24 protein-coding genes are annotated in these 26,222 nt (G+C 72.9%); 20 read left to right on the top strand and 4 right to left on the bottom strand.

The features are described 5' to 3' along the window. Positions 1-39: 39 nt before the first annotated feature. From BN2279_RS00670 to BN2279_RS00650, 5 genes are all read left to right on the top strand, one after another. Positions 40-1,515 (top strand): extracellular solute-binding protein, encoded by a 1,476-nt coding sequence (locus tag BN2279_RS00670; RefSeq protein ID WP_059005711.1) that lies wholly within the window; start codon positions 40-42, stop codon positions 1,513-1,515. A 258-nt stretch (positions 1,516-1,773) separates the two neighbouring features. Further along, on the top strand, positions 1,774-2,613 hold the full coding sequence (locus BN2279_RS00665) for a carbohydrate ABC transporter permease (protein ID WP_059005710.1): 840 nt from the start codon (positions 1,774-1,776) through the stop codon (positions 2,611-2,613). After that, complete coding sequence (locus BN2279_RS29670) at positions 2,610-4,550, top strand: alcohol dehydrogenase catalytic domain-containing protein (RefSeq protein WP_199827584.1); 1,941 nt, start codon at positions 2,610-2,612, stop codon at positions 4,548-4,550. Before BN2279_RS00665 ends, BN2279_RS29670 begins: the two co-directional genes overlap by 4 nt. Positions 4,551-4,589: 39 nt before the next feature. Next, positions 4,590-5,399: a DeoR/GlpR family DNA-binding transcription regulator gene (locus BN2279_RS00655; RefSeq protein WP_059005709.1), complete on the top strand. Its 810-nt coding sequence runs from the start codon at positions 4,590-4,592 to the stop codon at positions 5,397-5,399. Beyond that, positions 5,399-6,133 carry an HAD family hydrolase gene (locus tag BN2279_RS00650; RefSeq protein ID WP_059005708.1) on the top strand — a complete coding sequence of 245 codons (735 nt, stop codon included), beginning with the start codon at positions 5,399-5,401 and terminating at the stop codon, positions 6,131-6,133. The genes BN2279_RS00655 and BN2279_RS00650 overlap by 1 nt, the downstream gene beginning before the upstream one ends. A gap of 25 nt (positions 6,134-6,158) precedes the next feature. On the opposite strand, the gene BN2279_RS00645 is transcribed toward BN2279_RS00650, so the two are convergent. Further along, on the bottom strand, positions 6,159-7,334 hold the full coding sequence (locus tag BN2279_RS00645; RefSeq protein WP_059005707.1) for an acyl-CoA dehydrogenase family protein: 1,176 nt from the start codon (positions 7,332-7,334) through the stop codon (positions 6,159-6,161). Further along, entirely contained in the window at positions 7,331-7,558 is a 228-nt protein-coding gene (locus tag BN2279_RS28840) for a hypothetical protein (protein WP_234347236.1), read from the bottom strand. Before BN2279_RS28840 ends, BN2279_RS00645 begins: the two co-directional genes overlap by 4 nt. A gap of 179 nt (positions 7,559-7,737) precedes the next feature. On the opposite strand from BN2279_RS28840, the gene BN2279_RS00640 reads away from it, so the two are divergent. From BN2279_RS00640 to BN2279_RS00575, 14 genes are all read left to right on the top strand, one after another. Next, positions 7,738-8,511 carry a FadR/GntR family transcriptional regulator gene (locus BN2279_RS00640; RefSeq protein WP_234347234.1) on the top strand — a complete coding sequence of 258 codons (774 nt, stop codon included), beginning with the start codon at positions 7,738-7,740 and terminating at the stop codon, positions 8,509-8,511. Between the two features lie 34 nt (positions 8,512-8,545). Beyond that, on the top strand, positions 8,546-9,361 hold the full coding sequence (locus BN2279_RS00635) for an IclR family transcriptional regulator (protein ID WP_059005706.1): 816 nt from the start codon (positions 8,546-8,548) through the stop codon (positions 9,359-9,361). Between the two features lie 401 nt (positions 9,362-9,762). Beyond that, positions 9,763-10,746 (top strand): hypothetical protein, encoded by a 984-nt coding sequence (locus BN2279_RS00630; protein ID WP_059005705.1) that lies wholly within the window; start codon positions 9,763-9,765, stop codon positions 10,744-10,746. Continuing rightward, positions 10,743-11,843, top strand: a complete 1,101-nt coding sequence (locus BN2279_RS00625) for an alcohol dehydrogenase catalytic domain-containing protein (protein ID WP_059005704.1) — start codon at positions 10,743-10,745, stop codon at positions 11,841-11,843. The genes BN2279_RS00630 and BN2279_RS00625 overlap by 4 nt, the downstream gene beginning before the upstream one ends. Positions 11,844-12,052: 209 nt before the next feature. Next, positions 12,053-13,144 carry an ABC transporter substrate-binding protein gene (locus tag BN2279_RS00620; RefSeq protein ID WP_059005703.1) on the top strand — a complete coding sequence of 364 codons (1,092 nt, stop codon included), beginning with the start codon at positions 12,053-12,055 and terminating at the stop codon, positions 13,142-13,144. A 309-nt stretch (positions 13,145-13,453) separates the two neighbouring features. Beyond that, positions 13,454-15,115 carry an ABC transporter permease gene (locus BN2279_RS00615; protein WP_199827583.1) on the top strand — a complete coding sequence of 554 codons (1,662 nt, stop codon included), beginning with the start codon at positions 13,454-13,456 and terminating at the stop codon, positions 15,113-15,115. Positions 15,116-15,191: 76 nt separating this feature from the next. Then, positions 15,192-16,310, top strand: coding sequence for an ABC transporter ATP-binding protein (locus tag BN2279_RS00610; RefSeq protein ID WP_059005702.1), 1,119 nt, complete (start codon positions 15,192-15,194; stop codon positions 16,308-16,310). 50 nt (positions 16,311-16,360) lie between these two features. After that, positions 16,361-17,323 carry a TAXI family TRAP transporter solute-binding subunit gene (locus BN2279_RS00605; protein WP_199827582.1) on the top strand — a complete coding sequence of 321 codons (963 nt, stop codon included), beginning with the start codon at positions 16,361-16,363 and terminating at the stop codon, positions 17,321-17,323. Positions 17,324-17,422: 99 nt separating this feature from the next. Next, positions 17,423-18,382 (top strand): TAXI family TRAP transporter solute-binding subunit, encoded by a 960-nt coding sequence (locus BN2279_RS00600; RefSeq protein WP_059005701.1) that lies wholly within the window; start codon positions 17,423-17,425, stop codon positions 18,380-18,382. Then, positions 18,379-19,083, top strand: a complete 705-nt coding sequence (locus BN2279_RS00595) for a class II aldolase/adducin family protein (RefSeq protein ID WP_059005700.1) — start codon at positions 18,379-18,381, stop codon at positions 19,081-19,083. Before BN2279_RS00600 ends, BN2279_RS00595 begins: the two co-directional genes overlap by 4 nt. Before the next feature lie 63 nt (positions 19,084-19,146). Beyond that, positions 19,147-19,890, top strand: coding sequence for a dienelactone hydrolase family protein (locus tag BN2279_RS00590; protein ID WP_059005699.1), 744 nt, complete (start codon positions 19,147-19,149; stop codon positions 19,888-19,890). 59 nt (positions 19,891-19,949) lie between these two features. Then, positions 19,950-20,933, top strand: coding sequence for a cupin domain-containing protein (locus BN2279_RS00585; protein ID WP_059005698.1), 984 nt, complete (start codon positions 19,950-19,952; stop codon positions 20,931-20,933). Between the two features lie 43 nt (positions 20,934-20,976). Beyond that, a complete protein-coding gene (locus BN2279_RS00580; protein ID WP_059005697.1) occupies positions 20,977-22,077 on the top strand; it encodes an alcohol dehydrogenase catalytic domain-containing protein in 1,101 nt (366 codons plus the stop codon). Then, on the top strand, positions 22,074-23,681 hold the full coding sequence (locus tag BN2279_RS00575; RefSeq protein WP_059005696.1) for a bifunctional 3-(3-hydroxy-phenyl)propionate/3-hydroxycinnamic acid hydroxylase: 1,608 nt from the start codon (positions 22,074-22,076) through the stop codon (positions 23,679-23,681). The genes BN2279_RS00580 and BN2279_RS00575 overlap by 4 nt, the downstream gene beginning before the upstream one ends. A gap of 23 nt (positions 23,682-23,704) precedes the next feature. Here BN2279_RS00575 and BN2279_RS00570 read toward each other — a convergent pair whose 3' ends face one another. Continuing rightward, a complete protein-coding gene (locus BN2279_RS00570) occupies positions 23,705-24,517 on the bottom strand; it encodes an IclR family transcriptional regulator (protein WP_059005695.1) in 813 nt (270 codons plus the stop codon). A gap of 38 nt (positions 24,518-24,555) precedes the next feature. Beyond that, positions 24,556-25,050, bottom strand: a complete 495-nt coding sequence (locus BN2279_RS00565; protein WP_059005694.1) for a VOC family protein — start codon at positions 25,048-25,050, stop codon at positions 24,556-24,558. Between the two features lie 156 nt (positions 25,051-25,206). Between BN2279_RS00565 and BN2279_RS00560 the strand changes: the two genes are divergently transcribed. Then, a complete protein-coding gene (locus BN2279_RS00560; RefSeq protein WP_059005693.1) occupies positions 25,207-26,046 on the top strand; it encodes a fumarylacetoacetate hydrolase family protein in 840 nt (279 codons plus the stop codon). Positions 26,047-26,222 lie beyond the last annotated feature (176 nt).

The following is a 26,222-nucleotide window of genomic DNA, read 5'->3' as shown; positions in this document are numbered from 1 at the left end:
GTCGCTCGTCCCTTCCGCGCGACCCAAGGACGAGCCGCGATGTCCCCACCTGTCACCGCGAGACCCCCGGCCCTGCCGCTCGGCCGCCGCGCGCTGCTGCGCGGCACCGCCGCGGCCGGGGCCCTCGGCTTCCTCTCCGCCTGCGGCGGCCGGGCCGACGCGGCGTTCGACGCCGACGCCGAGCCCTGGCGGCGCTACGCGGGCACCACGCTCAACTTCGTCTCCGAGAACACCGCCCCCACCGCCGCCATCGCGGCCGACCTGCGGCCGTTCACCGAACTGACCGGCATCCGCGTCACCATCGTGACGCTGGAACTGTCCGCCCTCGCCCAGCGCGTCGCGCTGGACCTCGCCTCCGGCAACGGCGAGTACGACGTCGTCTACGCCGACCCCTACATGGTCCTGGCCCCCTACGCCCCGGCCTTCGCCGACCTGCGGCAGTTCCAGGACGACCCGGCGCTGCCCCGGCTGCCCGGCGGCTTCGGCGACTTCATCCCCACCCACCTCGACGCGGCCGGCCGCTTCGGCGAGGGCGCGGACGCCGAGAAGATCCTCGCGCTGCCCTACGACTCGCCCACGATGATCTGGCAGTACCGCGCCGACCTGTTCACCAAGCACCGCGACCGGATGGCCGACGACCTCGGGTTCGACCCGATGCCCTCGGACGACACCACCTGGGAGCAGTACTACGCGATCGCCCGCTGGTTCAACGACAAGACCGACGACGTCGCGTACGGCACCGGCCACCAGGCCAAGCAGCACGACGCGCTGATGTGCGACTTCTCCAACGTGCTGTGGGCCTACGGCGGCCGGTACTTCCAGGACGACGCCCGCGTCGGCCGCCTCGGCACCACCGACCCCGGCGGCTCGCTGCTGCGCTCCCCGGAGGCCGAGGCCGCCGCCGCGTTCTACCAGCGGCTCCTTGCCGTCGCCGACCCGGGCTCCCGCACCTGGGACTGGGACGGCGTGGGCGCCGGATTCCGCGCCGGACGCTTCGCGATGTGCCCCAACTGGCACGAGTTCGCCGCCTCCAACGAGCAGGTCCTGCCCGGCAAGGTCGGCTACGCGCGGCTGCCCAAGGGCCCGGCCCGCTCGGCCGGGATGTACGGCGGCACCGGCATCGCCATCTCCGAGGCCGTGCCGCGCCGACGCCGCGAGGCGGCCTGGCTCTTCCTCGTGTGGGCCACCGCCCCCGACACCCAGCGCGCCAACCTCGCCAGCGAGGTCGGCGGCGGCACCCCGACCCGTACCTCCGTCTACGAGATGCCCGAGGTCGTCGCCGCGCAGGAGCGCCCCTCCGCGATGCCCAACATGCTCTCCGCCCGCGCCGTGCGCGACGCGTGGGCCGAGGAGAACATCGGGCTGCGGCCCAAGATCCCCATGTGGAACGAGTGCGACACCGCCCTCTACACCCAGCTCTCCCGCCTCGTCGCGGGCGACACCTCACCGGCCGGCGCCATGCGCGCCGCCGCCGACCGCATCGACCGCGTCGTCGCGAGAGGGTGGGTGGCCTGACATGAACACTCCGCTGACCGGTACCCGGCCGACCGGGCCGCGCCCCGCCGCGCCCGCCCGCCCCCCCCCCCGCCCCCCGCCCGCCGCCCCCCCCCCCAATAGTTTTATCAAAGAGACAAGCGGCAAGGGGTTGTGCCTCCCGCTCGCGGCGTCTGGAGTGTTGTAGAAGGGGGAGCGGCCCCCCCCGCCCCCCCGGCCCGCCCCCCCGCCCCCCCCCCCCGCCGCGCCCGCGTCCCGCTGCCCGGCTTCACCGGCCGCATGATGGCCCCCGGGCTGCTGCTGCTGGCCGCCCTGTCGATCCTGCCGTTCGCCGCCGTGGTGGCGATGAGCTTCAGCCGCGTCCACCTGCTGGGCGGGCTGCGCCTTGAGGCGGTGGGCGCCGACAACTGGTCCCGCCTCCTCGACGACCCCGACATGGCCTGGGTCTGGGCCCGCACCGCCGGCTACTTCGCCGTCACCGTCGGCACCGAGATGGTGCTCGGCACCGTCCTGGCCGTCTTCCTGTGGCGGCTGCGGCACGGCCGCAACACCGCGCTCAGCCTCCTGCTGCTGCCCATGTTCGTCGCCCCGGTCATCGTGGGCCTGCTGGGCCGCTTCCTCACCGACTCCACCTTCGGCCTCTACGCCTGGCTGCTGGAACAGGCCGGCTACTCCGGCGACGTGATGGCGGACAAGACGACGGCCTTCGCCGCCGTGACCCTCATGGACGTCTGGGAGTGGACCCCGCTGGTCACCCTCATCGCCCTGGCCGGACTCACCTCCGTGCCGGCCAGTGTGCTGGAGGCGGCGTCCCTCGACGGCGCCGGCACCCTGCGCACCCTGCGCCACATCGTGCTGCCGTCCATCGCGCCCGTGCTGCTGGTGGCGCTGCTGATCCGCTCCATGGACGCGCTGCGCTACTTCGACATCATCTGGAACACCACCGGCGGCGGCCCCGCCGACGCCACCAAGACCGCGTCGATCCGGCTCTACGAAACGGCGTTCCGCTTCTTCGACTTCGGCTACGCCGCCGTCACCGGCCTGCTGATGCTGGCCGTCACGACCGTCGTCGCCCGCTACTTCGTCCGCCTCCTCGACCGGAACGGGACGCCCCGATGAGCACCACCTCCGCCACCGGCCCGATGACGCCCGGCCGCGCCGCCCGCTGGACCGGCCGCGCCGTCCTGGCCGCCGCCCTGCTGTGGACGCTCGTCCCGCTCGGCTGGATGCTGCTGTCCTCGCTCAAGCCCAACGCCGACATCACCGCGGGCAGCCCCGACCTGTGGTTCACCCCCACCCTCGACAACTACGAGAACCTGTTCGGCGGCGCCAACAGCCTCTGGCCCTACCTCCGCAACAGCGTCGTCGCGGCCGGCGCCTCCGCGCTGCTGGCCACCGGCCTCGGCGCCCTCGCCGGATACGGCCTGGCCCGCAGCCGCATGCGCGGCAAGCACCACCTGTCGTTCTGGATCATCTCCACCCGCATGGCGCCGATCGCCGCCGTGGCCCTGCCGGTCTTCCTCATCTTCCGGTTCCTCGGCCTCATCGACACCCTGCCCGGCCTGATCCTGGCCTACCTCAGCTTCAACCTGCCGTTCGCGATCTGGCTGCTGAGCGCCTTCTTCGCCGAACTCCCGCCGTCCCTGGAGGAGTCGGCGCAGGTCGCGGGCTGCACCCCGTGGCAGGCGTTCACCCGCGTCGTGCTGCCGCTGACCCGGCCGGGCCTGGTCACCACGTTCGTCCTGTGCCTGGTCTTCGCGTGGAACGACTACGCGTTCGCCCTTGTGCTCACCGGCCCCGACACCCAGACCCTGCCCATCGCCGCCAGCCAGCTCGTCACCCAGACCGGTGTCGACTGGGGGCAGCTCACCGCCATCGGCACCGTCGTGGTGGTACCGATGGTCCTCGTCGGACTCGCCGTGCGCCGCTGGCTGGTGACCGGCCTCACCATGGGAGCAGTGAACCCACACTGCGCCCCCCCGTGCGCCCGCGGCGGCCGCGACGGATGTGGAAAACTGCCCCCCGCCGTTCCCCCGACCATGCGCGCCGCGCTGCTGCGCGCCCCCCGGGATCTGGTGGTCGAGGAACGCCCGGTGCCCGCGCCCGGCCCCGGCCAGGTCCTCGTCCGCGTCGAGGCCGTCGGCATCTGCGGCTCCGACGTGCACTACTACCAGCACGGCCGCATCGGGGACTTCGTCGTTCGCGCCCCCATGGTCCTGGGCCACGAACCCGGCGGCACCGTCGTCGCCCTCGGCCCCGGCGCCCGCCGCCACCGGCCCGGCGACGTGGTGTCCGTCGAACCCGGCGTGCCGTGCGGACGCTGCGCCCAGTGCCGCCACGGCCGGTACAACCTCTGCCCCGACGTCTCCTTCTACGCCACGCCCCCGGTGGACGGCGCCCTGTGCGAGTACGTCGCCGTGGATGAGGACTTCGCGCACCCCGTGCCCGGCAGCCTGACCGCCGAGACCGCCGCCCTCCTCGAACCGCTCTCGGTCGGCGTCTGGGCCTGCCGCAAGGGACAGATCACGGCCGGCTCCCGGGTCCTGGTCACCGGCGCCGGGCCCATCGGCCTGGTCGCGGCCCAGACCGCCCGCGCCTTCGGCGCCACCGAGGTCGTCGTCACCGACGTCGAGCCCCACCGCCTGGACACCGCGCGGCGACTGGGCGCCACCGACACCGTGGACGTCCGCCACACCCGGCTCGCGGACACCGGGTTCGAGCCGGACGTGCTGCTGGAGTGCTCCGGCGTGCCGGCCGTCGCGGACGAGGCGATCCGCGTCGTCGGCCGCGCCGGGCACGCCGTTCTCGTCGGCATGGGCGGCGACTCGATCCCGCTGCCGCTGGCCCACGTCCAGAACTACGAGATCCAGGTCACCGGCACCTTCCGGTACGCCAACACCTGGCCCACCGCGATCGCGCTGGCCGCCTCGGGAGAGGTGGCCCTGGAACCGCTGATCACCCACCGGTACGGTCTGGACGAGACCGAACAGGCGCTCACGGCCACGGCCCGCGATCCCAGGGCCATCAAGTCCGTGGTGCGTCCGGGGCCGAGCTGAGCAGCGAGCGATCGGGAGACCGGGAGAAGGAGGCGCCGCGTGCCCACCAAGGCACGGCTGTCCCAGGCCGCCGTCGAGGAGCGGCGGCAGGCCGTCCTGCGGCACGTCGTGGCGGAGGGCGAGTCCGGTATCGGCGCCCTCGCCGAGCGCTTCGGCGTCAGCCTGATGACGATGCACCGCGACCTGGACGACCTGGCCGCCCGCCACCTCCTCCGCAAGGAACGCGGGCGCGCCGTCGCCTACCCCGCGCTCACCATGGAGACCGCCACCCGGTTCCGCGTCGACGCCAACCTCGCCGTCAAGAGCGCCCTGTGCGCGGCGGCGGCGGCCCGGATCGCGCCGGGCAGCACCCTCCTGGTGGACGACTCCACCACGCTGTACCCGCTGGCCGCCGCGCTCGCCGGGATCGAGCAGCTCACCGTCGTCACCAACTCCGTCGGGGTCGCGCAGCGGATGGCCGCCGCCGCGCCCGGCGCCGACGTCACCCTCCTCGGGGGGCACTACCGCGGCGAGTTCAACTGCTGCACCGGCCCCGAGGTCGCCCGCGCCCTGGCCCGCCTCCACGCCGACGTCGCCCTGATGTCCGCCACCGCCGTCCTCCAGGGGCGGCTCTACCACCCGATGCGCGAGTTCGTGGAGGTGAAGGAGGCCATGCTGGCCTCCGCCGCCCGCGCCCTGCTGCTGGTGGACCACTCCAAGTTCGGCAAGACCGCCACCCACGCCTACGGCACCGCCACCGGCTACGAGGCGGTCATCACCGACGCCGCCACCCCCGCCGAGGAGATCGATGCCCTCGGCGCGCTCGGCGTTCCCGTCGAGACCACCACCGCCCCGGAGGGCACCTGCTGATGCACAGCCTGTTCGACATACCCAGCGCCTACCGGCCCACCGAACGGCAGATGGCCGAGCCCGTACCGCCGCTGACGACCGTGCTGTTCGACTTCAGCAACACGATCTTCCACCTGGCCGACCTGGAGACCTGGCTCCGCCGCGTCGGCGCCGCCACCGGCCGCTCCGCGCTCCTCGACCGGGACGGCGCCCTGGACGCGACCGCCCGGCAGCTCGCCGAGGCGTACGCGCGCCCCGATGTCGCCGCGCTCCAGACCGGCCGCGACCTGTCCGTCGAACGGCACTGGCGGGCCATGCGCGCCTGGTGGGAGCGGGTGGACTTCCTGCGCGGCGCGGAGGAGGCGGCGTACGACGTGCTGCGGGCCCCCGACATGTGGCTGCCCTACCGGGACACCGGGCCGGTGCTGCGCGCGCTGCGGGAACGCGGGCTGCGGATCGGCATCGTCAGCGACTTCGCCTGGGACCTGCGCGTCCACCTCAAGCACCACGGTCTCGACCACCTGATTGAGACCTGCGTCCTGTCCTACGAGCTGGGCCGCGAGAAGCCGGACCCCGAGCTGTTCCGCACGGCGTGCGCCGCGCTGGGGACCGACCCGCGGGCGGCCCTGATGGTCGGCGACAACCCGGTCCGCGACGGCGGCGCGTCGGCGTCCGGGCTGCGCGCCTACATCCTGCCCGGCGAGCCCCGCACCGGCGAGCGCGGACTGCTGCCGGTGCTGGGCCTGCTGGACTGAGGCGCGCCCGCGAGGCCCGGACGGCTCACACGAGCGGGGTGATCCGCTCCTCGACGCCGAGCAGCGCCTTGCCGTAGACCTCCATGCCGACCATCGGCGCGGCGACCGCGTGCCGGGCGGCGGTGTTGGCGTCGCGCCAGATCCGCTGGAGCGGGTTGACCTCGGCGAACGTGCCCGCGCCGTGGACATCCACGAGGTCCTGGATGGCGTCGATCGTGTTGCGGATGGCGTGGCCGGTGTCGGCCCGCACCCGGGCGCGGGTGAGGAAGTCGAGGTACTCGCCGCGCCGGGCCGCCGCGTCGATGTCGTCGGCGGCGCGGTGGGCGTGCAGCCAGGCCGTGTCGACGCGCATCGCGGCTTCCGCGACCCGCGTCTGCACCGCCACCGACTCGGCCTGCGTCTCGTAGAAGGTGTACGAGATCGGCTTCGTGGCGGCCTTCGAGGTGACGTACGCCAGCGCGGCGCGCCCCAGCCCGAGCTGTGGCCCGGCCAGGACCAGCGCGAGGACCGGCACGAAGGAGGCGCGGGGGAACACCTCGTCCTTCCGCTCCGTCGGATAGTCGCCCTCGATCGCGGCCGGCACCGACAGCACGCGGTACTCGGGGACGAACACGTCCTTCCCGATCAGGCAGTTGCTGCCGGTGCCGCGCATCCCGGCCACGAACCACGTCTCCTCCAGCTCCAGATCCTCCCGGGGCACCAGCGCCAGGCCCTGGTCCACGACCTCGCCGGAGTCGTCGGTGAGCGGCACGCCCAGCACGGCCCAGTGCGCGTGCCAGGAGCCGGAGGTGTAGTACCAGCGGCCCGTGACGCGCCAGCCGCCCGCCACCCGGCGGGCCGTGGAGGTGGGGCTGAGCACCCCGGCGACCCGGGCGCCGGGCCGGCCGCCGAACACGTCGTCCTGGGCCCGGGCGGGGAAGAGGCTGGTCAGCCAGTTGCACACGTTGACGAGGGTGACCACCCAGGAGGTGGAGCCGTCCCCCTCGGCGAGCGCGGCCGAGACGTTCAGCATGGTCCGCATGTCGCTCTGGTGGCCGCCGTACCGCCGGGGGGTGGCGAGCCGGAACAGGCCCGCCTCGTCCAGCGCGTCGATCACCTCGTCGGGGACGCGCCGGCCGGTCTCCGTCCGCGCCGCGTGCTCGCGCAGCAGCGGCTGGAGCGCCACGGCCCTGGCGACGAGATCGTCGTCGGTCGTCGTCATGGTCTCCCTCTTCCGTTTCTCCCCGGAACCCTCGGCCCCGGTCGAGGTCGCCGGGCGCAGGCCCGGACGTGGTCGGCGATGGTGGGGCGCGGCCGGAGGTCCAGGACCGCGTGGGTGCCGAACGCGCGGTGGGCGTGGACCAGCGGCGCCGCCGTGCCGGTCCTGGCGTGGGTCGCCGTCCCGAGGAGCAGCGGGTGATCGCCGCCCTCCACGGTCCGGGTCACCTCGCACACCAGCCGGCCCGGCGCCCGCACCTGCCACGGCGGCCTCCCGGCAGCTATTCACCATGATGATCAGGGTGAGATTGCTCCTCGTTTACGCGGGCCGTCAAGGGGTGCGAAGCTATTCGTCACTATCAATTCCGGTCACCTCCGGGACCGGTCGGGCACGGCGAGGGAGACGCGTGACAGTCGGGGACAGGGACGCGTCGGGGCGCGCGGCGGACACGCCCGCCGCCGAACGGGCGGCCGGGGCGCAGCCGGCGCTGCGGCGCGGGGACTGGGACCGCGCCGCCGGCTCCCGCGCCGGGATGGCCGCCGAACGGATCGCCGCGCTGGTGGCCGACACCGAGCCGGGCGCCCGGCTCGGCACCAAGGAGGAGCTGCGCCGGCGGTGCGGCGTCTCGGTCGGCACGTTCAACGAGACCCTGCGGCTGCTCCAGGCCCGCGGCCTGGTCACGGTCAGACCGGGGCCGGGCGGCGGGCTGTTCGCCGCCGAGCAGTCGCCGATGGTCCGGCTGGGGAACTCGGTGCTGGCCCTGGACGCCGCCGCGGCCGACGTCTCCGACGCGATGCGCGTCCGCGACGCCCTCGACCCGCTGCTGGTGGAGGACGCGCTGTGGCACGCCTCCCCGGCGGACATCGCGGACCTGCGGCGGCACCTCGCCGTGATGGAGGCGGCGGTCGCGGCCGAGGACCCGGACGCGTTCGTGCGGGCGAACTGGCGGCTGCACGCCCGGATAGCCGCGGTCAGCCCGAACACGCTGCTGCGTTCGCTCTACACCAGCCTGCTCGACCTCATCCAGGGGCACACCGTCGCCGTCCACCCGGACGGCGAGCGCCCGCTGACCGCCCACCTCGGGGACCGGCACCGCCTGCACGCCGACCTGGTCGACGCCCTCGACCGGCGCGACCGGGACGAGGCCCTGCGCCTGATCCACCGGCACGGCGGCGGCTGACCCGGGCGTTCCCACGGCCTGTTAGATTTCCTCCATGCCCGGTACCGAGCCGCGAGAGATAGCGCCCTCCTCGGGCTACCGTGGACGCAACTCCACGGCGGACCGAGCGCTGGACATCCTGCTGCTGTTCTCCGACGAGCGGCTGGTCCTCTCCGCCGCCGAAGTGGCCACCCACCTGGGCGTGGCCCGCTCCACCGCCTACCGGTACCTCCAGAGCCTGACCGCCAACGGTTTCCTGGAGGAGAACGACGGCGGCTCCGGGTTCCGCATCGGCCCGCGCGTCCTGGACCTGGCCCGGCTCGCCCGCAAGGGCGTCGGCCTGTCCGACGTCGCCCGCCCGGTGATGCGGGAGCTGGTCGCCCGGATCAGGCAGCCCCTGCTGCTCACCCGCCGCACCGGCGCGTCCGTGGTCTGCCTGGAGCGCGTCGAGGCGGGCCAGTCGCTGCGGCTGTCCTACGAGCGCGGCCAGGTGCTGCCGGTCAACGCGGGCGCCGCCGCCCTCTCGCTCCTGGCGTGGGCGCCGGACGAGGAGCTGGACCGCATCCTCGGCCGGCCCCTGGAGCGCTTCACCGAGTCCACGATCACCGACCCGGCCGAGCTGCGGAAGCGGCTGGCCGTGATCCGGGAGCAGGGACACGCGCTGACCCGGGGCGAGATCGACCCCGACGTGCTGGGCATCGCCGCGCCCGTGCGCGCGTCCGACGGCGCCGTGGTCGCCGCGCTGAGCGTCGCCGCGCTCGCCCACCGGGTGCCGGACGAGGAGGTCCCCGGCCTCACGGCCGCGATCCGCGAGGCCGCCGACGAGGTCTCCCGCCGGCTGGCCCGGCTCGACCTCGACGTCGGCACCTGACGCCGACCCTGTCTCTTATACCCCCACGACGCTGCCGCCGTTTTTGTTTTTGTTTTTTTTTTTTTTAAAGCAGAAGCCGGCATCCGAGTTTCCGGCCGGTCTCGTGGGCGCGGAGAGGTTAAAAAGAGACAGGCCCGGCGCCGCCGGGCCCCACGCCGCCCCCGCGCGGCCCCGTTCCGCTGCCGCGCCGCGGGTGGACGCCCCGCGCGTGCCGTCCGGCGGTGGCCGTTCCGCGTCTTCACATCGTGTCCGCAGGTGTATTGCCCGCGTCCCCCGCCTATGGCAGGGTCCCGCCTAGAAGGACAGTGATCCTAAATAGCAGGACAAGCCGCCGGGGAGTCGAGGCCGTCGACACCGGCCGCCCCGCCTGACGCAGCCGGCGCCGATCAAGGAGGATCGACATGGGCCTCGTGCACGAAACCATCGACGCGTTCCCGTTCGACAAGCGGCCCATCCGTCTGGCTCGCGAGGAGGAGCTGCTGCTCGCCGAGCCGCTGCCGAGCCGGAAGCAGCTCCGGGACCAACCACCCGTCGAGGCGGTGCACTTCACGCCCGAGTACGTGCCCATGGAGTTCGGGCCCCCCCGCGGCGTGTACGAGAGCGACCACATGCGCGTCGAGTGGCAGACGATGAACAACCGCCAGCCCTTCTACCATCGCAACTGTGACGTGGACGAGATGTCCTACCAGGTGTGGGGCGAGCGGACGCTGATGACGGAGCTGGGCACGGTCGAGCTGACGCGCGGCGACTTCTCGCGCATCCCCGTCGCCGTCGCGCACGACAACTACGGGCGGGAGGACATCCACCTGCTCTTCTACATCCCGGCCCCGGTCGAGGAGGCGCAGCCCGCCGCCCGCACCGCCGAGGCGCTGGACGTGCCGTTCCCCGGCTGGGAGCCGGCCACCGTCAACGAGCTGATCACCGAGTGCCTCGGCGGCACCGGGCACGACATCGCGATGTACCCCACGGACGAGCGGCTGCTGCTCGGCCACGCCAGGACCGTCCAGGACCGCATCCGCATCCAGCGCCCGGACGAGCACGCGCCCGGCACCACCTGGCTCTACCGCTCCGCCGACGTCCACATCGGCCGCGTGGTGACGCCCGCGTCCGACGGCCGCGAGTACGTCCGGCACCGCAACGCCACCGAGATCCAGTACCAGATCAGCGGCCGGCGGACCCTGGTGACCCAGCGCGGTGCCCTCGACCTCGAACCGGGCGACTTCGTCCGCGTCCCGGTCGGTGTCGCGTTCACCAGCGTCCACCACGGGCCCAGCGCCCACATCGCGCTCCTCTCGGCGCGCGACGTGCCGCAGGTCGCCGACGGCAGCAAGAAGAGCGAGCCGATCACGGCGGCAGGTGTCGAGCGCCTCCGGGCGGCGTCATGACCCTCATGACCGCCGTCCGCGCCCACCGGGGCGAGGAGAAGCTGCGGCTGGAGCGGATCCCGGTCCCCGAGCCGGGCCCCGGGGACGTGCTGGTCCAGGTCGCCGCCGCCGGGCTCGCGCCCAGCATGATGAAGCTGCTGGCCCGGGGCGCGTTCACCCACCTGCCCACCACGCCCGGCCACGAGATCGCCGGCACCGTCGTGGCGGTGGGCGAGGGCGCCGCCGCGTCGCTGACCCGCCGCCGGGTCCGGGTCCCCCCGATGCTGTCGTGCCGCTCCTGCGTGTACTGCCGCACCGACCGCGAGCAGATGTGCGCGGAGACCGCGATGATCGGCCACGCCGCCTTCGGCACCGGGCCGCTGCGGCTCTACGCCGAGTACCACGACGGCGGGCTCGCCGAGTTCGTGCGGGTGCCGCAGTGGCTGATCGACCCGCTGCCCGACGCCGTGAGCTTCGAGGGCGGCGCCAAGGTGCACGACCTGGCCAACGCGGGCCGCGCGCTGAAATGCGCCGCGCTGCCGCTCGGCGGCACCCTGGTCGTCACCGCCGCCACCGGCACCATGGGCGTGTCCACCGTCAAGCTGGCCCGCTTCTTCGGCGCCGCCCGGCTCGTGCGGGTCGGCCGCTCGGCCGGGCGGCTGGCCGACGTGCGGGCCCTGGCCGGCCCGCTGCCCGCCGACACGATCGCCCTCGGCGAGCTGGGCGAGGACTGGGAGACCACCGGGGCCCTGACCCGGCGCCTGCACGAGCTGGTGCCGCGCGGCGCCGACGCGGCCGTGGACTTCCTGCCCGGCGGCGCGGGCACCGGACAGACCGCCGCCGCGCTGGCGACCGGCGGAACGCTGGTGCACATGGGCGGCAGCCACGCGCCGTTCCCCTTCCCGATGCGGGAGGTCATGCACGCCTGCTGGCGCTTCATCGGCACCCGCGCCTGCACCCGGGTCGACACCGCCGCCGTGCTCGACCTCCTCGGCTCCGGAGCCCTGCGCGCCGACGAGCTGATCACCCACCGCTTCCCGCTCGCCGAGGTGAACGAGGCCGTCCGCCTCATGCTCGGCCGCGACGAGCCCATGTGGATGGGCGTCGTCACCCCCTGACCCACCCCCGACCGGTCACCACCCCGTCTCTTACCGTGCGTACAAGACCGTGAATATTTTATCATTACGGTCGATGTTTGTTTTTTTGCAACAAAGGAGGGGCCAAAGGGTTTTTCGCCCGGCCGGGGGGGGTGGGGGATGTGAAAGACAAGTCGCCTGTATCACGACCCCATGAGCCGCGAAAGAGCCGAGAGAGAAAAGAGAACCCCGTGAGACGCCGTTCGCATCACCACTGGAGATACGCCACCGCCGCGACCGCCGCTACCGTGGCGATCGCCCTGACCGCCGGCTGCGGCTCCGACTCCGACTCGGGCAACTCCTCCGGCGACGACGGGCCCTCGGCCGCCGACGCCGCCCAGCAGCGGCTCGCGGACAACCCCGCGCTGGCCGACCTCGTCGCCGCCGCCCAGGAGGAGGGCGCCCTCAGCCTCAACTGGGGCCTGCACGGGCAGGGCGCCCTCGACTCCCTGGTCGACGCCTTCCAGGAGGCGTACGGCCTCGACCTGGACGTGACCCTCACGCCCGACCAGAACATGCCGGGCAACACCGCCAAGCTCATCCAGGAGCACAACGCCGGCTCCCCGTCGTCCACCGACGCCCTCCTCGGCAACCCCGAGCTGATCCGCAACGCCGCCCAGGCCGGCGCCCTCGCCGAGACCGACTGGGCGGCCGTCGCGCCGTGGACCGAGGGCCTGGCCAGCGGCGACGACATGGCGCTCAGCCTGCTCGACCAGATCCCCGGCTTCACCTACAACACCACCCTCATCGGCGAGGACGAGGTGCCGAGGACCGCCGCCGACGTGCTGGAGATGGACCAGGCGATCGCCAGCACCCCGTACGCCGCGCAGTTCAACGTGCTCGGCGCCGAGGAGGCGATGGGCGCCGACGGCGTGCGCGACTACCTCCGCGCGTTCGAGCCCGAAGGCTACTTCGGCTGCGGCGAGCTGAACCGTGTCGCCTCCGGCGAGTTCGCCGCGCTGTGGATCTCCTGCGGCAAGAACCTCGCCGACGTCGTCGCCGAGGAGGGCGCCCCGCTGGAAACGGCCGTCCTGACGGACGCGGCCAGCGTGTCGAGCTGGTACATGGGCATCCCCGAGAACGCCCAGCACCCCGCCGCCGCCACGCTGTTCGCCACCTGGCTGGTCACCCCCGAGGCGCAGGAGCTGCTCTACGAGCACGAGTTCGCCGACAACCGCCTGGTGGAGGGCAGCCGGACCGCCCAGGAGATCGCCGAGTACGAGGCGGACGGCGTGACCTTCACCGAGGTCGACTACCAGTTCACCGCTCTTAGACACATCTGACGCTGCGGAAGAAGAGGATAGCGGAAATCAGGAGTTAAGACATTCGGCTAATAATAATGATTCGAAAAATTATCTGAATAAAGAATGAATTACTACTGCTTGTCTCCATATTAAATATATGATGCATGTTGTGCGCCATATGAGAGAGCCGGCCGGGAGCCACGTATGTCTCCCATCCCCCCTCCGCCGCCCGCGCCGGAGGTGTAAAGGGGCCAGGCCCCCCGGTTCCGCCGCCGGCCCACCGCCACCGGCGTCCTCGCGGCCCTCATCGCCGTCCCGGCCCTGTGCGTCGTCGCCCTGCTGATCCTCGTGACCTATCTGGGCTTCCGCGAGAACGGATCGCCCGACGGCGCCCTCACGTTCGACAACTACACCTCGCTCTTCGGCGACTCCCAGGTCTGGGAGGTCGTGCTCAACACCCTGATCTACGTCGCCGTCACCCAGGTCGTCGCGCTCACTCTCGGCACCGCCCTCGCCCTGCTGGTGGAGCGGACCGACTTCGGCTGGGAGCGCACCATCAACACCGCGATGGTGCTGCGCATCCTCATCCCCGGCTTCTTCACCGCCATGGGCTGGATCTTCCTGTTCCACCCGCGCGTCGGCGCCGTCAACCAGTGGCTGATGGAGTGGTTCGGCCTGTCCGAAGGGCCGGTCAACATCACCTCGCTGATCGGCATGGGCTTTGTCGAGGGGCTGGGTCTGTCCGCCCTCGTCTTCGTCATGGTCTCCAGCAGCCTCCGCTCCGTGGACGGCTCGCTGGAGGAGGCCGCCCGCGCCTCCGGCGCCGGTCCCTGGCGGGTGCTGCGCCGCGTCACGCTGCCGCTGATCTACCCCAGCATGCTCGGCGCGGGCATCTTCACCGCCACCATCGCCATCTCCTCCCTGGACATCCCGCTGATCATGGGCCTGTCCAACGGCATCCACGTCTTCAGCAGCTACCTGTACGTGGCGACCAACCCGTCGGTCGGCGTCACCGAGTACGGCGTCCCGGCGGCGTTCAGCGGCGTGATGATCCTGCTCGCGGTCGGCTTCAGCCTCTGGTACCTGCGCACGCTGAAGTCGGCCCGCAAGTACCAGGTCGTCACCGGCAAGGGCTACCGGCCGGCGCGCGTCCCACTGGGCCGCTGGCGCTGGGCCGCCTGGCTCTTCGTCGGCGGGTACTTCCTGTGGTCGGCCGTGCTGCCGTTCCTCATGGTCGTGTGGACCTCGCTGCTGCCCTACGTGCAGAAGCCGTCGGCCGAGGCCCTGGAGCACGTGTCGTTCGACAACTACCGGAACCTGGACTGGGACTACGTCCTGCGGGGCCTGGAGACCACGGTCAAGCTGATGCTGCTGGCGCCCACCCTCGCGGTGGTGCTGAGCCTGGCGTTCTCCTACGTCGTGGTCCGCTCCCGGCTGCGGTTCCGCTACCTGTACGACTTCACGGCGTTCCTGCCGCAGGCCGTGCCCAGCACCATCTTCGCCTTCAGCGCCATGATCGCCGCCCTGTACTGGACCGACGGCTGGTACAGCCTCTACGGCACGCTGGCGATCCTCGTCATCGTCATGGCCCTGATCCAGGTCGCGTTCGGCACCCGCATGTTCAACGCCGGGCTGGTGCAGATCCACACCGAGCTGGAGGAGGCGGCGGCCATGGCGGGCGCCTCGACCTGGGCGACCGTCCGCCGCGTCACCCTGCCGCTGCTGCGGCCCGTGGCCACGTACACCTGGCTGTGGCTGGCGCTGCTGACCCTGCGCGACCTGACCGTGCCGACCCTGCTCGGCTCGCAGGACACGCTCACCCTCTCCGTGGCCTCCTGGATGCTCTACAACACCGGCCAGGTCGGCGCCTCCTCGGCGGTCACGCTGCTGATGATCCTGTTCATGACCCCGGTCGTCGTGCTCTTCCTCGTCCTCACGCGCGGCCGGTCGGGCGCGGGCCCCGGAGCCGGCGCCAGAGCCGGGGGACCAGCCGGGGGGACGGGCCTGTGACGCCGCGCCACCCGGCGACGCCCGGGACACCGGCGCCGACGCGGACACCGCTGACAACGGAGAAGGAGGACCACTCATGACCGGCACCGCCAACCGCCCTCTCGCCGTGGAGGGCCTGCGCAAGGGCTTCGCGGACCGCGACACCACGGTCAAGGCCGTGGACGACGTGAGCTTCGAGCTGAAGGAGGGCGAGCTGTACACCCTGCTCGGCCCCTCGGGCTGCGGCAAGACCTCGACGCTGCGCTCGGTCGCGGGCCTGGAACGCCCGGACGGCGGGCGCGTCGTCATCGACGGCACCGTGGTCGCGGACCCCGCCGCGGGTCACTTCGTCCCGCCCAACAAGCGCGACATCGGCATGGTGTTCCAGAGCTACGGCATCTGGCCGCACATGACGGTCTTCGACAACGCCGCGTTCCCGCTCCAGGTGGCCAGGACCAGGACGCCCAAGGCGGAGATAGCCGAACGGGTGGGCGCCGCCCTGGCCGCCGTGCAGCTCGACGCGTACGCCGGGCGCATGGCCACCCAGTTGTCCGGCGGCCAGCAGCAGCGCCTCGCGCTGGCCCGCGCCCTGGTCAGGCGCCCCAAGCTGCTGCTGCTGGACGAGCCGCTGTCCAACCTGGACGCCAAGCTGCGGCAGGCGATGCGCGCGGAGCTGTCCGCGCTCCAGAAGCAGCTCGGCATCACCACCCTGTACGTGACCCACGACCAGGACGAGGCGCTCAGCATGTCCAGCCGCATCGCCGTGATGTCGGCCGGGCGCATCGTCCAGGAGGGCAGCCCGCGCGACATCTACCAGCGTCCCGCGACCCGGTTCGTGGCCGATTTCGTCGGCACGACCAACTTCCTGCCCGGCACGGTCGCCCGCACCGGCGGCGACGGCACCCGCATCGGGACGGCCGTCGGCGAGCTGGTCGGCACCGGCGGGCACGGCGCCGGCGCCGGGGACGCGGTGCTGCTGGCCGTGCGGCCCGAGTCCGTACGGCTCCACCTGACCGAGCCGGGCCCGGTGGCCAACGTCATCACCGGCGAGGTCGAGCAGGTGATGTTCGTCGGCGAGCGCGTCGACTGCCACGTCCGCGTCGGCGACGACGTGTGGGTCACCCGGCAGGAGCCCTACCTGGCCGCCGTCTCCGGCGACAAAGCGTGGCTGGAGCTGCCCGCCGAGTCCCTGTCCGTCATCCCCACCCGGGACTGACCGCCCGCACCCGCCCACGGGCGCAGACCTCGCAAGGAGAACCAGACCGCATGCTCACCGACCCGATCGATGTGCGCATCCTCTGCCCCGGCCAGAACTGGAGGGCGATCGGCAGCCTGATCGCCAACGGGCTCAACGGCTCCTACAGCCGCCTGCCGGACGGCTCGACGGTCGCGGCCGTCACCGGCTGCCCGCCGGCCGCCCTCGGGATGGACGGCCCCCGCCTGGTCGCCGAGGGGGCGTACACCATGGCGATCACCACCCCGGCCTGGAACCTGACGATGGCCCGGGAGGGGAAGGGCCCCTACGCGGAGCCGCTGCCGCTGCGGGCGCTGGCCGTGTTCCCCCACGACGACCGGCTGGCGTTCGCCGTGCGCCGGGAGACGGGCATCGAGAGCCTGCGCGACATCGCGGAGCGGAAGCCGCCGCTGCGGCTGTCCGTGCCGCCGCGCGAGCAGGGCCATCCGGTGACCTGGGTGCTGGACGCGATCCTCGCCCGGTACGGCTTCACGCCCGAGGACGTCGAGGGCTGGGGCGGCGAGGTGCTCAGGGACCGGCCCCGCAACCAGAACGCGCCCGGTTCCGTGCCGGTCGACCCGACGTTCGACGCGGTCTTCGACGAGGCGGTCATGACGATGCGCTGGCGGCGCATCACGTCCGAGTACGCCATCCGGTTCCTGCCGCTGGACCCGGACGTGCTCGCGCACTGCGCCGCCCTGGGGATGCCGCCGGGCGTCCTGGAGCGGGGGCGGCTGCGCGGCATCGACGCGGACGTGCCGACGATCGACTTCTCCGGGTGGGTCCTCTACTGCGCCGAGTCGATGCCCGACGAGCTGGCGTATCTCACCGTGCGCGCCATCGAGGAGCAGCGGGAGAACATCTCCGCCCGCTTCACCGGGCCCACCCCGGCGATGACCAGCCCGCTGGACATGCGCCGCGCGGCGTGCGACGTGCCCGTGCCGCTGCACCCCGGCGCCGAGGCGTACTACCGCGAGGCGGGCCACCTGGTGTAAGGGGCCGGGTCCGCCTTGCGCGAAGGACCCCAGGCCGTCTACCGTGTTCCATATAACAAGACATACGTCCTGCAAAGCAGGACATCACCAGGAGGCGTGATGACGCACCGTCCGCCGGAGCCGACGATCGACCGGTCGATCACCCTGCATCTGCGGGGTGACTGGGGCTCGGCCAACCTCCACCGCGTCTGCGGCTGGATCTCGCAGGAGCTGACCGATCGCTGCGGGCCGCACACCAAGGTCGCCGTCTGGAACAGCCGAGGCTTCTCCGACGCGGTGCGCGCGGTGGGCCGGGGCGAGGTCCAGGTCGCCATGACCACCCCCGTCGCGTTCACCACCGCGGCTCTCGACGGGCGCGGCGTCTTCGCGGACGAGAGCTTCCCCGACCTGCGCGCCCTCGGTGTCGTGCCGCAGCGCGACCGCCTGGTGATGGGCGTGCACCGGTCCCTGGGCATCACCTCGTTCGCCGCGCTGCGCGACGCCAAGCCCGCCCTGCGGCTGGCCACCTCCGTCCACGACGGGGTGAACTACGTCGGCCTGGCCGCGCACGAGCTGCTCACCCGCTCCGGGATCGACGTCACCGGCTGGGGCGGCGAGCTGCTGGAGGACGAGCGGCCGTTCGAGACGTTCGAGCACGTCCTGGCCGGCCGGGCGGACGCCGTGGTCCACGAGGCGTACATGCTGCCCCACTGGCAGGAGTTCGGCGCCGACTTCCACTTCCTCGAAGTCGAGCAGGACGTCCTGGACGGGCTGTGGCGCGACTACTCGTGGCCGTCCGCCGAGGTGGCCGAGGGGCACTTCCCCGGCGCCCCCGCGTTCCGCACCCTGGACTTCTCCGACTTCCTGGTCCTCACCCGCGCCGACCTCGCCGACGACGTGGCCTACGCCATCGCGTGGGTGCTGGGGGAGACGCGGGACGTCCTGGAGCGCCAGTACCGGCACATCCCGCCCGAGCTGAGCCCGGTGACGTACCCGCTGGACCCGGTGACGATGGGCAGGACACCGGTCCCGCTGCACCCCGGCGCCGCCCGCTACTACGACGCCCTGCCGCGGCCGTGAACGCGGCGGAGGCCAGGACCCTGGCGGTCGAGGCGTCCCGCGCGCTGGCCGCCGCCGGCCAGGGGGACATGGTGTGGGGACACGTCGCGGTGCGCGACCCCGAGGGGCGCGGCATCTGGATCAAGGCGCCCGGCTGGGGTCTTGAGGAGGTCACCGGGGACCGGCTCCAGCTCGTGTCGTTCGACGCCGGGGTCCTGGCGGGGGAGGGCACCGCGCACAAGGAGTGCCCGATCCACCTCGAGATCCTGCGGGCCCGGCCCGATCTGGTGTGCACCGTCCACACCCACGCCGCCTCCGCCGTGGCGTTCGCCGCCCTGGACACCGCGCTGCTGCCGCTCTCCCACGAGGGCGCGCTGTTCGGCGGCCAGGACGTGCCGCGCTTCGCGGCGACGGGCGGCCTGGTCAGCACCCCGGAGCTGGGCCGGGCGCTGGCCGCCGCGCTGGGCGACGCGCCCGCCGCGCTGATGCCCAAGCACGGGCTGGTCGCCGCCGGGGCGAGCGTCCCCGCCGCCGTCATGCACGCCGTCCTGCTGGACCGCGCCTGCCGCACCCAGCTCACCGCGCTGGCCGCCGGGCCGGTGCGGGTGTGGTCCGACGCCGCCGAGGCACACGCCAAGCGCGCCGAGTGCTGGCCCGCCGGCCAACTGGAGGCGGGCTGGCGCTATCTGGTGCGCCGCGCCGCCGCCCGGGACCGGACCTGACCTGACCTGGTCCCGGGGACCGACACCGAGAACAGCCCTACCGTGACGAAGGAAGACACGCAGATGAACGACCCCCACGCCCCCGCCATCTCGGCCGACTGGGTGACCGTCCCCACCGGCGACGGCCCGATGCGGGTCTACGCCGCCCGGCCCGGCGCCGCCACCGACCGGGCCGTGGTCGTGCTCCAGGAGGCGTTCGGCGTCAACGACCACATCCAGGACATCGCCCGCCGCTTCGCCGCCCGGGGGTTCCTCGCGCTGGCGCCCGACCTGTTCCACCGCAACGGCGTGGGGACCCTCGGGTACGAGCAGCACGCCGAGGCGATGCCGCTGATCGGCGCGATCGGGCCCGACGCGATCGTCACCGACGTCCGCGCCGTGCTGGACCACCTCGCCGCCGCCGAGGGCATCGACGCGGACCGGACCGCGATCACCGGGTTCTGCTTCGGCGGCCGGGCCGCGTTCACCGCCGCCACGGCGATCCCGGGGCTGGCCGCGACCGTCGTGTTCTACGGCCCCGGCATCGCGGCGGGCCCGCACGCCGTGCTGGACCGCGCGAAAACCATCGACGCGCCGCTGCTGCTGCACGTCGGCGCCGAGGACCCGACCATCCCCGCCGAGCAGGTGCGGGCCATCGACACCGCGCTGACCGGCGCGGGCGTCGAGTTCGAGCAGCATGTGTACGCCGGCGCCGGACACGCGTTCGCCTGCGACGCCCGCCCCCACATGTACCGAGACGAGCAGGCCGGGACCGCGTGGCACCGCACCTGGGCCTTCCTCGACCACCACCTGCCCCCGGCCGCCTGAGCCCGGATCCGCACGTCGCTCACGTTCACTCACGTCACTCAAGGAACAAGGGAGTTCCCATGGGAACCGTCTCCGAGGTCATCGCGGTGATGGGCTCCGACGAGCCGCTGCGCACCGTCGAGCGGGACGAGGACGCGCTGCTCGGGCCGCCGCACCCCAGCCCGTTCCCCGTCAAACTCTGGCGCGACCACGACCCGTTGACCGTCGTGCACTTCCCCCAGCAATACACGGCGCGGCCGTTCGCACCGCCGCGTGGCGTCTACGAGAACGACCGGGTCCGCGTCGAGTGGCAGACCATGGACAACCGGCAGCCGTTCTACCACCGCAACAGCGACGTGGACGAGATCTCGTACCAGGTCGCGGGCGAGCGGACCCTGATGACCGAGCTGGGCGTCGTGGAGCACCGGCCCGGGGAGTTCTCCCGCCTGCCGCGCGGCGTCGCGCACGACAACTACGGGCGCCGGGAGAGCCATCTCCTCTTCTACACGCCCGCCCCCGTGGCCGAGGAGCGGGAGCCGGTGCGGCTGTCCGAGCCGGTCCTGCCGCCGTTCCCCGGCTGGGAGCCCGGCGAGATCAACGAGGCGGTCACCCAGTGCATGGGCACCCCCGGCCACGACATCGCCGTCTTCCCGGTGAACGAACGCTCCCTGCTGGAGCGGGCGTTCACCGAGAAGGAGCGGCTGCGGGTGCTGCGCGGCGCCGACGCGCCCGGCACCACCTGGCTCTACCGCTCGCCCGCGCTGCGCCTGGGCACCGTGCGCGCGGCCGCCTGCGACGGCCGCGTCTACCGCCGCACCCTGGACGCCGACGAGATCCAGTACCAGATCAGCGGCACCCGCACCCTGGTCACCCAGCGCGGCGTCGTCCGGCTGGAGCCGGGCGACTTCACGCGCATCCCCCTCGGCCTGGCCCACACCAGCGTCCACACGGCGGACAGCGAGCACATCGTGCTGCTGTCGGACCGCGCGCTGCCGCAGGTCGCCGAGACCTCCCGCACCGCCGAGCCGTACACCCCCGGCCTCCTCGCCGCCCTGCGCGACTGACCGACCCCCCGCCGTACCGAACGACACGAGAAGGCGACGCCCTATGACCGCCATGCTGGCCGCGCGGGCCGAACAAGGCTCCGACGCGCTGCACCTGACGAAGATATCCGTGCCCGAGCCCGGACCCCTGGACGTCCTCGTCAAGGTCGCCTCCGCCGGACTCGCGCCCGGCATGATGAAGCTCCTCGCCCAGGGCGCGTTCAAGCACCTGCCCACCACCCTCGGCCACGAGGCCGCCGGGACCGTCGCCGCCGTCGGCTCCGGAGTGACCGGCGTCGCGGTGGGGGACCGGGTCAGGGTGCACCCCAACCTCACCTGCCGGTCCTGCCGTTACTGCCGGACCGACCGCGAGATGATGTGCCGGCAGCAGGCGATGATGGGGCACGCCGCGTTCAGCGACGTCCCCATGCCGCTGTACGACGCGTACCACGACGGCGGGCTCGCCGAGTACGTGCGCGCCCCGCACTGGCTGATCGACCCGCTGCCCGACATGGTCGGCTTCGACGTCGGCGCCAAGGTGCACGACCTGGCCAACGCCGTCCGGGCGCTGAAGTGCGCCGATCTGCCGCTGGGTTCGACCCTGATCGTCACCGCCGCCACCGGCACCATGGGCACCGCCACCATCAAGCTCGCCCCCCATTACGGCGTCGCCCGGCTGATCCTGGTCGGCCGCAGCGCCGAACGCCTCGACGCCGTACGGCACCTGGCGGGCGACGTGCCCACCGAGACCGTCGCGCTGGAGGAGCTGCCGGCCGGCTGGGAGACCGGCCAGGGCCTGACCTCGGCCCTGCGCCGCGTCGTTCCCGAAGGCGCGGACGCCGTGCTGGACTTCGTGCCCGACGGGCCCGCGACCTATCAGGCGATGGCCGCGCTCACCACCGGCGGCACCCTGGTCCACATGGGCGCCAACCGCGCCCCGCTGCCGTTCCCGATGATCGCCCTGATGGTCAACTGCTGGCGCGTGGTGGGGACCCGGGCCTGCACCCGCACCGACGCGGTCGAGGTCCTCGGCCTGCTGGAGCGCGGCGCGCTCGACGTGGACGAGCTGATCACCCACCGCTTCCCGCTGGCCGAGGCCGACCGCGCCGTCGCCGCCATGCAGAGCCGCACCGAGCCGATCTGGATGGCGGTGGTCAACCCATGAGCGGCCACGCCAGGGCCACCGAGCCGGTGCTCGTGGTGGGCGGCGGCCCGGTCGGGCTGACCGTCGCCAACCTGCTGGCCGCCCGCGGTGTGCCCGTCGTGCTGGTCGAGCGCAACGCCTCCACCAGCGACGAGGCCAAGGCCATCAGCCTGGACGACGAGTCGCTGCGGACCCTCCAGGCCGCCGACCTCGCCGACAAGGTGCTGGAGATCGTCGTGCCGGGCACCGGCACCCGCTACTACGACCGGCGCGGCCGGGTCCTGTTCCACGCCCAGGGACCCGAACCGTACCGGCTGGGCTACCCGTTCAAGAACCAGTTCGCCCAGCCGGAGCTGGAGCGGGTCCTGCTGGACTCGCTCAAGTCCCGTCCCGGGGCCGAGGTCCGCTTCTCCACCGAGCTGGTGTCGGTCACCGAGGACGCCGACGGCGCCACCGCCGGGCTGCGCGCGACCGGCGCCGGCGCGGCGGAGGCGGCCGAGGAACTCCGCGTCTCCTGGGTGCTGGCGTGCGACGGGGGCCGTTCCACGGTCCGCGAGCTGCGCGGCATCGACATGACCGGCACCAGCCACCAGGTGGTGTGGCTGGTCGCCGACACCACCGGCGACCACCACGACGAGCGCTTCGGCATGCACCGCGGCACGCCCGACCGGCCCACCGTCATCGTGCCGGGCCGCAACGGGCGTTGCCGGTACGAGTTCCTGCTCCACCCCGGTGAGGGGGAGAAGGGCGTCAGCCCCGGCTTCGAGACCGTCCGGCGGCTCGTGGCGCCCTACCGGTCCCTCACCGAGGACCAGATCGAACGCTGCACCACCTACACGTTCAACGCGGTGATCGCCGACCGCTGGCGCGACGGCCGCTGCCTGCTGCTGGGCGACGCCGCCCACATGATGCCGCCGTTCGCCGGGCAGGGCCTCAACTCCGGGGTGCGGGACGCCGCCAATCTCGCCTGGAAGATCGACGAGGTCTGGCACGGCCGCGCCGGGCACGGGCTGCTGGACACCTACGAGGCGGAGCGCCGCCCGCACGCCACCGCCATGGTCCGTTTCTCCGAACGGCTCGGCGACATCGTGATGACCACCGGGCGCCGCCGCGCCCTGGCCCGTGACGTGGCGGCCCGCGCGCTGCTGCTGACGCCTCCCGGCCGCCGCTACCTGACGGAGATGCGGTTCCGGCCCCGGGCCCGGCACACGGCGGGGCTGGTCTTCGGCGACCACCCGCTGACCGGCACGCCGCTGCCCCAGCCCCGGGTCCTGGTGCCGCCCAGTCTGCGGCCCCGGCGGCTGGACGACGTCCTCGGCCACGGCCTGGCGCTGCTCGGCGTCGATGTCCCGGACGCCGCCTGGGAGCGGCTGGGGTCCGCGCCGTGGCGGGACGCGACCTGGCCGATCCGCCGGATCGACGTGTTCCTCGGCGACCGCCTGCCGCGCCCCGCTCCCGGCCGTCACGCCGTGGCGGACGCGGACGGGCGGCTGGAGGAGGCGCTGGCCGCCGCGCGGAACCGGTTCGTGCTGGTGAAGCCCGATCGGTACATCGCCGCCGTCATGGGGCCCGACGAGCTGGCCTCGGTGGGCGCCGCCCTCAGGACCCGGCTGACCGGCCCCTGATCCGGGAGCGGCCGGCACCGGTCTCAGCCGGTGCCGGCCGCGTCGCGTATCCGGCCGGACAGCTCGTCCGCCGCCTCGCGCACCGCCGCCACGAAACGGGGCGCCTCGGTGTCGGGCACGCGGGGGGAGAAGGCGGCGACGCTGAGCGCGGCGACGACCCGGCCGTCCTCGCCGCGCACGGGGGCCGCGATGCCGATGACGTCCGGGTCCAGCTCGCCGCGGCCGAGCGCGTGCCCGTGCTCGCGGATCGCCGCCAGCCGTCCGCGCAGCGCGTCCGGGTCGGTGAGGGTGGCGTCGGTGAAACGGGGGAGCGGCCCGGCGAGCAGCTCGTCGAGGTCGCCGGGGGGCGCCCAGGCCAGCAGGACGAGGGCGGCGGCGCCGGCGTTCACGGGCAGCACCTGGCCGCGTTCGTAGCTCAGCCGCAGGGTGTGCCCGGCCTCCTCGCGTTCCAGGCAGACGACGGCGGGCCCGGCGCGGCGGGTGAGGAGCGCGGGGTGGCCGGTGCGGCGGACGAGGTCGCGCATGACGGGCCGGGCGAGCCCGGAGAGGCCGACGCCCTTGCGGGCGAGGCGGGCGAGGTCGAGGACGCGGGGGCCGAGGCGGAAGCCGGGGCCGCCGTCCTCGTTCTCCGTCAGGAAGCCGTTGGAGGTGAGGCTCTGGAGATAGCGGTAGGCCGTGGAGCGGGCGACGCCCAGATGGGTCGCGACCTCGCCGGCGGTGAGGGCCAGGCGGTCGTCGGCGAAGAGCAGAAGGATGTCCAGCGCGCGGTCGGCGGTGGAGTTCCGCCCGCGATACCCCTGGCTCGATCCCGCATATCGCGTATGGGTTCCTGACATGCGAGAAAGATACCAGGGGTGCGGGAGGCGTTCCGGCGTTACTGGACCGGTTGGTAGGCGGCGCCGCCGTCGGCGAGCAGGCGCTCGGCCTCGGCGTAGATCTCCTCGGCCGGCAGGCCGAAGTCGATCGACTTGCGGAAGGGCTGGCGCACGTCCCGCTCGATCCGCAGGTACACCTCGTTGCGGTTGCCCTCGGGGTCGAAGAAGTAGATCCCGAAGGCGTTGCCGTGGGTGACCTCCTGCTGGACCTTCACGCCCTCCTCCTCGAACTTCCGGTGGAAGGCGCGGATGTCGTCCAGCGAGGCCACGCGCCAGGAGATCTGGTGCTGCTGCTTGTCGCCTATCGCGGCGGTGCGGCCGGTCTGGAGGACGAACTCGTGGTGCTCGTCCTCCGGGCGGGCGCTGAAGAAGACGATGCCGAGCCCTTCGTCCTCGTCGGTGACGGTCAGGCCCAGCAGGCGTTCGTAGAAGTCCCTCATCTTCGGCAGGTCGTACACCCACAGGCCCGTGTGGCCCAGTCCGGTGATCGCCATGTGACTCTCCTCGGCGGCTTGTCGTGTCCCGTTTAGCAGGACTACTATCCTGTTTTACGCGACAAGAGTACGATCGGCCGCGACGGCAGTCAATGAGTGCGGTCACCGAGGGCCTGAGAGAACCTGAGAGAACCTGAGAGAAGAGGTGCGTGTTCCATGCGATTTGCGACGCTGCGCGTCCCGGGCGGTACCTGTGCGGCGCGTCGGGAGGGGGAGGAGTACGTGCCGCTGCCGTACCGCGACGTCGGCGCCCTGCTGGCCGGGGGCGAGGGCTGGCGCACCGCTCCGGCGGCCGAGGGCGTGCGGCCCGTCCCGGTCGGCGAGGCCGTGTACGCGACGCTGGTCCCGCACCCCAACAAGATCATCTGCCTCGGCCTCAACTACGCGTCCCACATCAAGGAGATGGGCCGCGACACCCCCCGGCACCCGACGCTGTTCGCCAAGTACGACGGCTCGCTGATCGGCGCGTACGACCCGATCACCCTGCCGGTCGTCAGCGACCGCGTGGACTGGGAGGCGGAGCTGGGCTTCGTCGTCGGCCGCCCGGCCCGGCACGTGCCCAAGGAGAAGGCGCTCGACCACGTCGCGGGCTACACCGTCGTCAACGACGTGACGGTCCGCGACTACCAGCGCCGGACCCGGGAGTTCCTCTCGGGCAAGACCTTCGAGGCGACCACCCCGGTCGGCCCGGTCCTCGTCACCCCCGACGAACTCGGCCCCGGCGAGCCGGACCTGGAGATCCGCTGCGAGGTCGACGGCGAGGTGATGCAGCGCTCGCGCACATCCGACCTGCTGTTCGGGATCGCCGACATCCTCTCCTACGTCAGCGACATCATCACCCTGCTGCCCGGTGACGTGATCTGCACCGGCACCCCCGGCGGGGTCGGCGACGGCCGCGACCCCAAGGTCTACCTCAAGCCCGGCCAGACCCTGAGCACCGTCGTCGAGGGCATCGGCGAACTGCGCAACGTCTGCGTGCCGGAGCGGGTGGCCTGACCGCGCGCCCCACCCGGTGAGCTCCCCGGCCGGTTCCGCCCTGACCCGGCCGGGGTTCCCCGGCACCCCGCCGAACGCCCAGTGGTGTGTGTCACAAAGGGCTTAACCACGCTGAGCCGAGGGCCATAAATGTGCTAAATCCCTTTCAGCTTCGCCGCTTGCCCCGCATCGGCGCG

It is taken from the genome of Streptomyces specialis (genome assembly GCF_001493375.1).
Classification (GTDB): Bacteria; Actinomycetota; Actinomycetes; order Streptomycetales; family Streptomycetaceae; genus Streptomyces; species Streptomyces specialis.
Note: the sequence above shows the minus strand (reverse complement) of the source record. Positions and strands in the feature narration are given on the sequence as shown.

Bases quoted from the DNA above. Each gene is read 5' to 3' on its own strand.
- BN2279_RS00645 (WP_059005707.1), bottom strand. From the start codon at position 7,334: ATGACGACGACCGACGACGATCTCGTCGCCAGGGCCGTGGCGCTCCAG.
- BN2279_RS00580 (WP_059005697.1), top strand. From the start codon at position 20,977: ATGACCGCCATGCTGGCCGCGCGGGCCGAACAAGGCTCCGACGCGCTG.
- BN2279_RS00635 (WP_059005706.1), top strand. From the start codon at position 8,546: ATGCCCGGTACCGAGCCGCGAGAGATAGCGCCCTCCTCGGGCTACCGT.
- BN2279_RS00605 (WP_199827582.1), top strand. From the start codon at position 16,361: ATGCTCACCGACCCGATCGATGTGCGCATCCTCTGCCCCGGCCAGAAC.
- BN2279_RS29670 (WP_199827584.1), top strand. From the start codon at position 2,610: ATGAGCACCACCTCCGCCACCGGCCCGATGACGCCCGGCCGCGCCGCC.
- BN2279_RS00670 (WP_059005711.1), top strand. From the start codon at position 40: ATGTCCCCACCTGTCACCGCGAGACCCCCGGCCCTGCCGCTCGGCCGC.
- BN2279_RS00575 (WP_059005696.1), top strand. From the start codon at position 22,074: ATGAGCGGCCACGCCAGGGCCACCGAGCCGGTGCTCGTGGTGGGCGGC.
- BN2279_RS00625 (WP_059005704.1), top strand. From the start codon at position 10,743: ATGACCCTCATGACCGCCGTCCGCGCCCACCGGGGCGAGGAGAAGCTG.
- BN2279_RS00565 (WP_059005694.1), bottom strand. From the start codon at position 25,050: ATGGCGATCACCGGACTGGGCCACACGGGCCTGTGGGTGTACGACCTG.
- BN2279_RS00590 (WP_059005699.1), top strand. From the start codon at position 19,147: ATGAACGACCCCCACGCCCCCGCCATCTCGGCCGACTGGGTGACCGTC.
- BN2279_RS00665 (WP_059005710.1), top strand. From the start codon at position 1,774: ATGATGGCCCCCGGGCTGCTGCTGCTGGCCGCCCTGTCGATCCTGCCG.
- BN2279_RS00585 (WP_059005698.1), top strand. From the start codon at position 19,950: ATGGGAACCGTCTCCGAGGTCATCGCGGTGATGGGCTCCGACGAGCCG.
- BN2279_RS00610 (WP_059005702.1), top strand. From the start codon at position 15,192: ATGACCGGCACCGCCAACCGCCCTCTCGCCGTGGAGGGCCTGCGCAAG.
- BN2279_RS00560 (WP_059005693.1), top strand. From the start codon at position 25,207: ATGCGATTTGCGACGCTGCGCGTCCCGGGCGGTACCTGTGCGGCGCGT.
- BN2279_RS00600 (WP_059005701.1), top strand. From the start codon at position 17,423: ATGACGCACCGTCCGCCGGAGCCGACGATCGACCGGTCGATCACCCTG.
- BN2279_RS00630 (WP_059005705.1), top strand. From the start codon at position 9,763: ATGGGCCTCGTGCACGAAACCATCGACGCGTTCCCGTTCGACAAGCGG.
- BN2279_RS00570 (WP_059005695.1), bottom strand. From the start codon at position 24,517: ATGTCAGGAACCCATACGCGATATGCGGGATCGAGCCAGGGGTATCGC.
- BN2279_RS00650 (WP_059005708.1), top strand. From the start codon at position 5,399: ATGCACAGCCTGTTCGACATACCCAGCGCCTACCGGCCCACCGAACGG.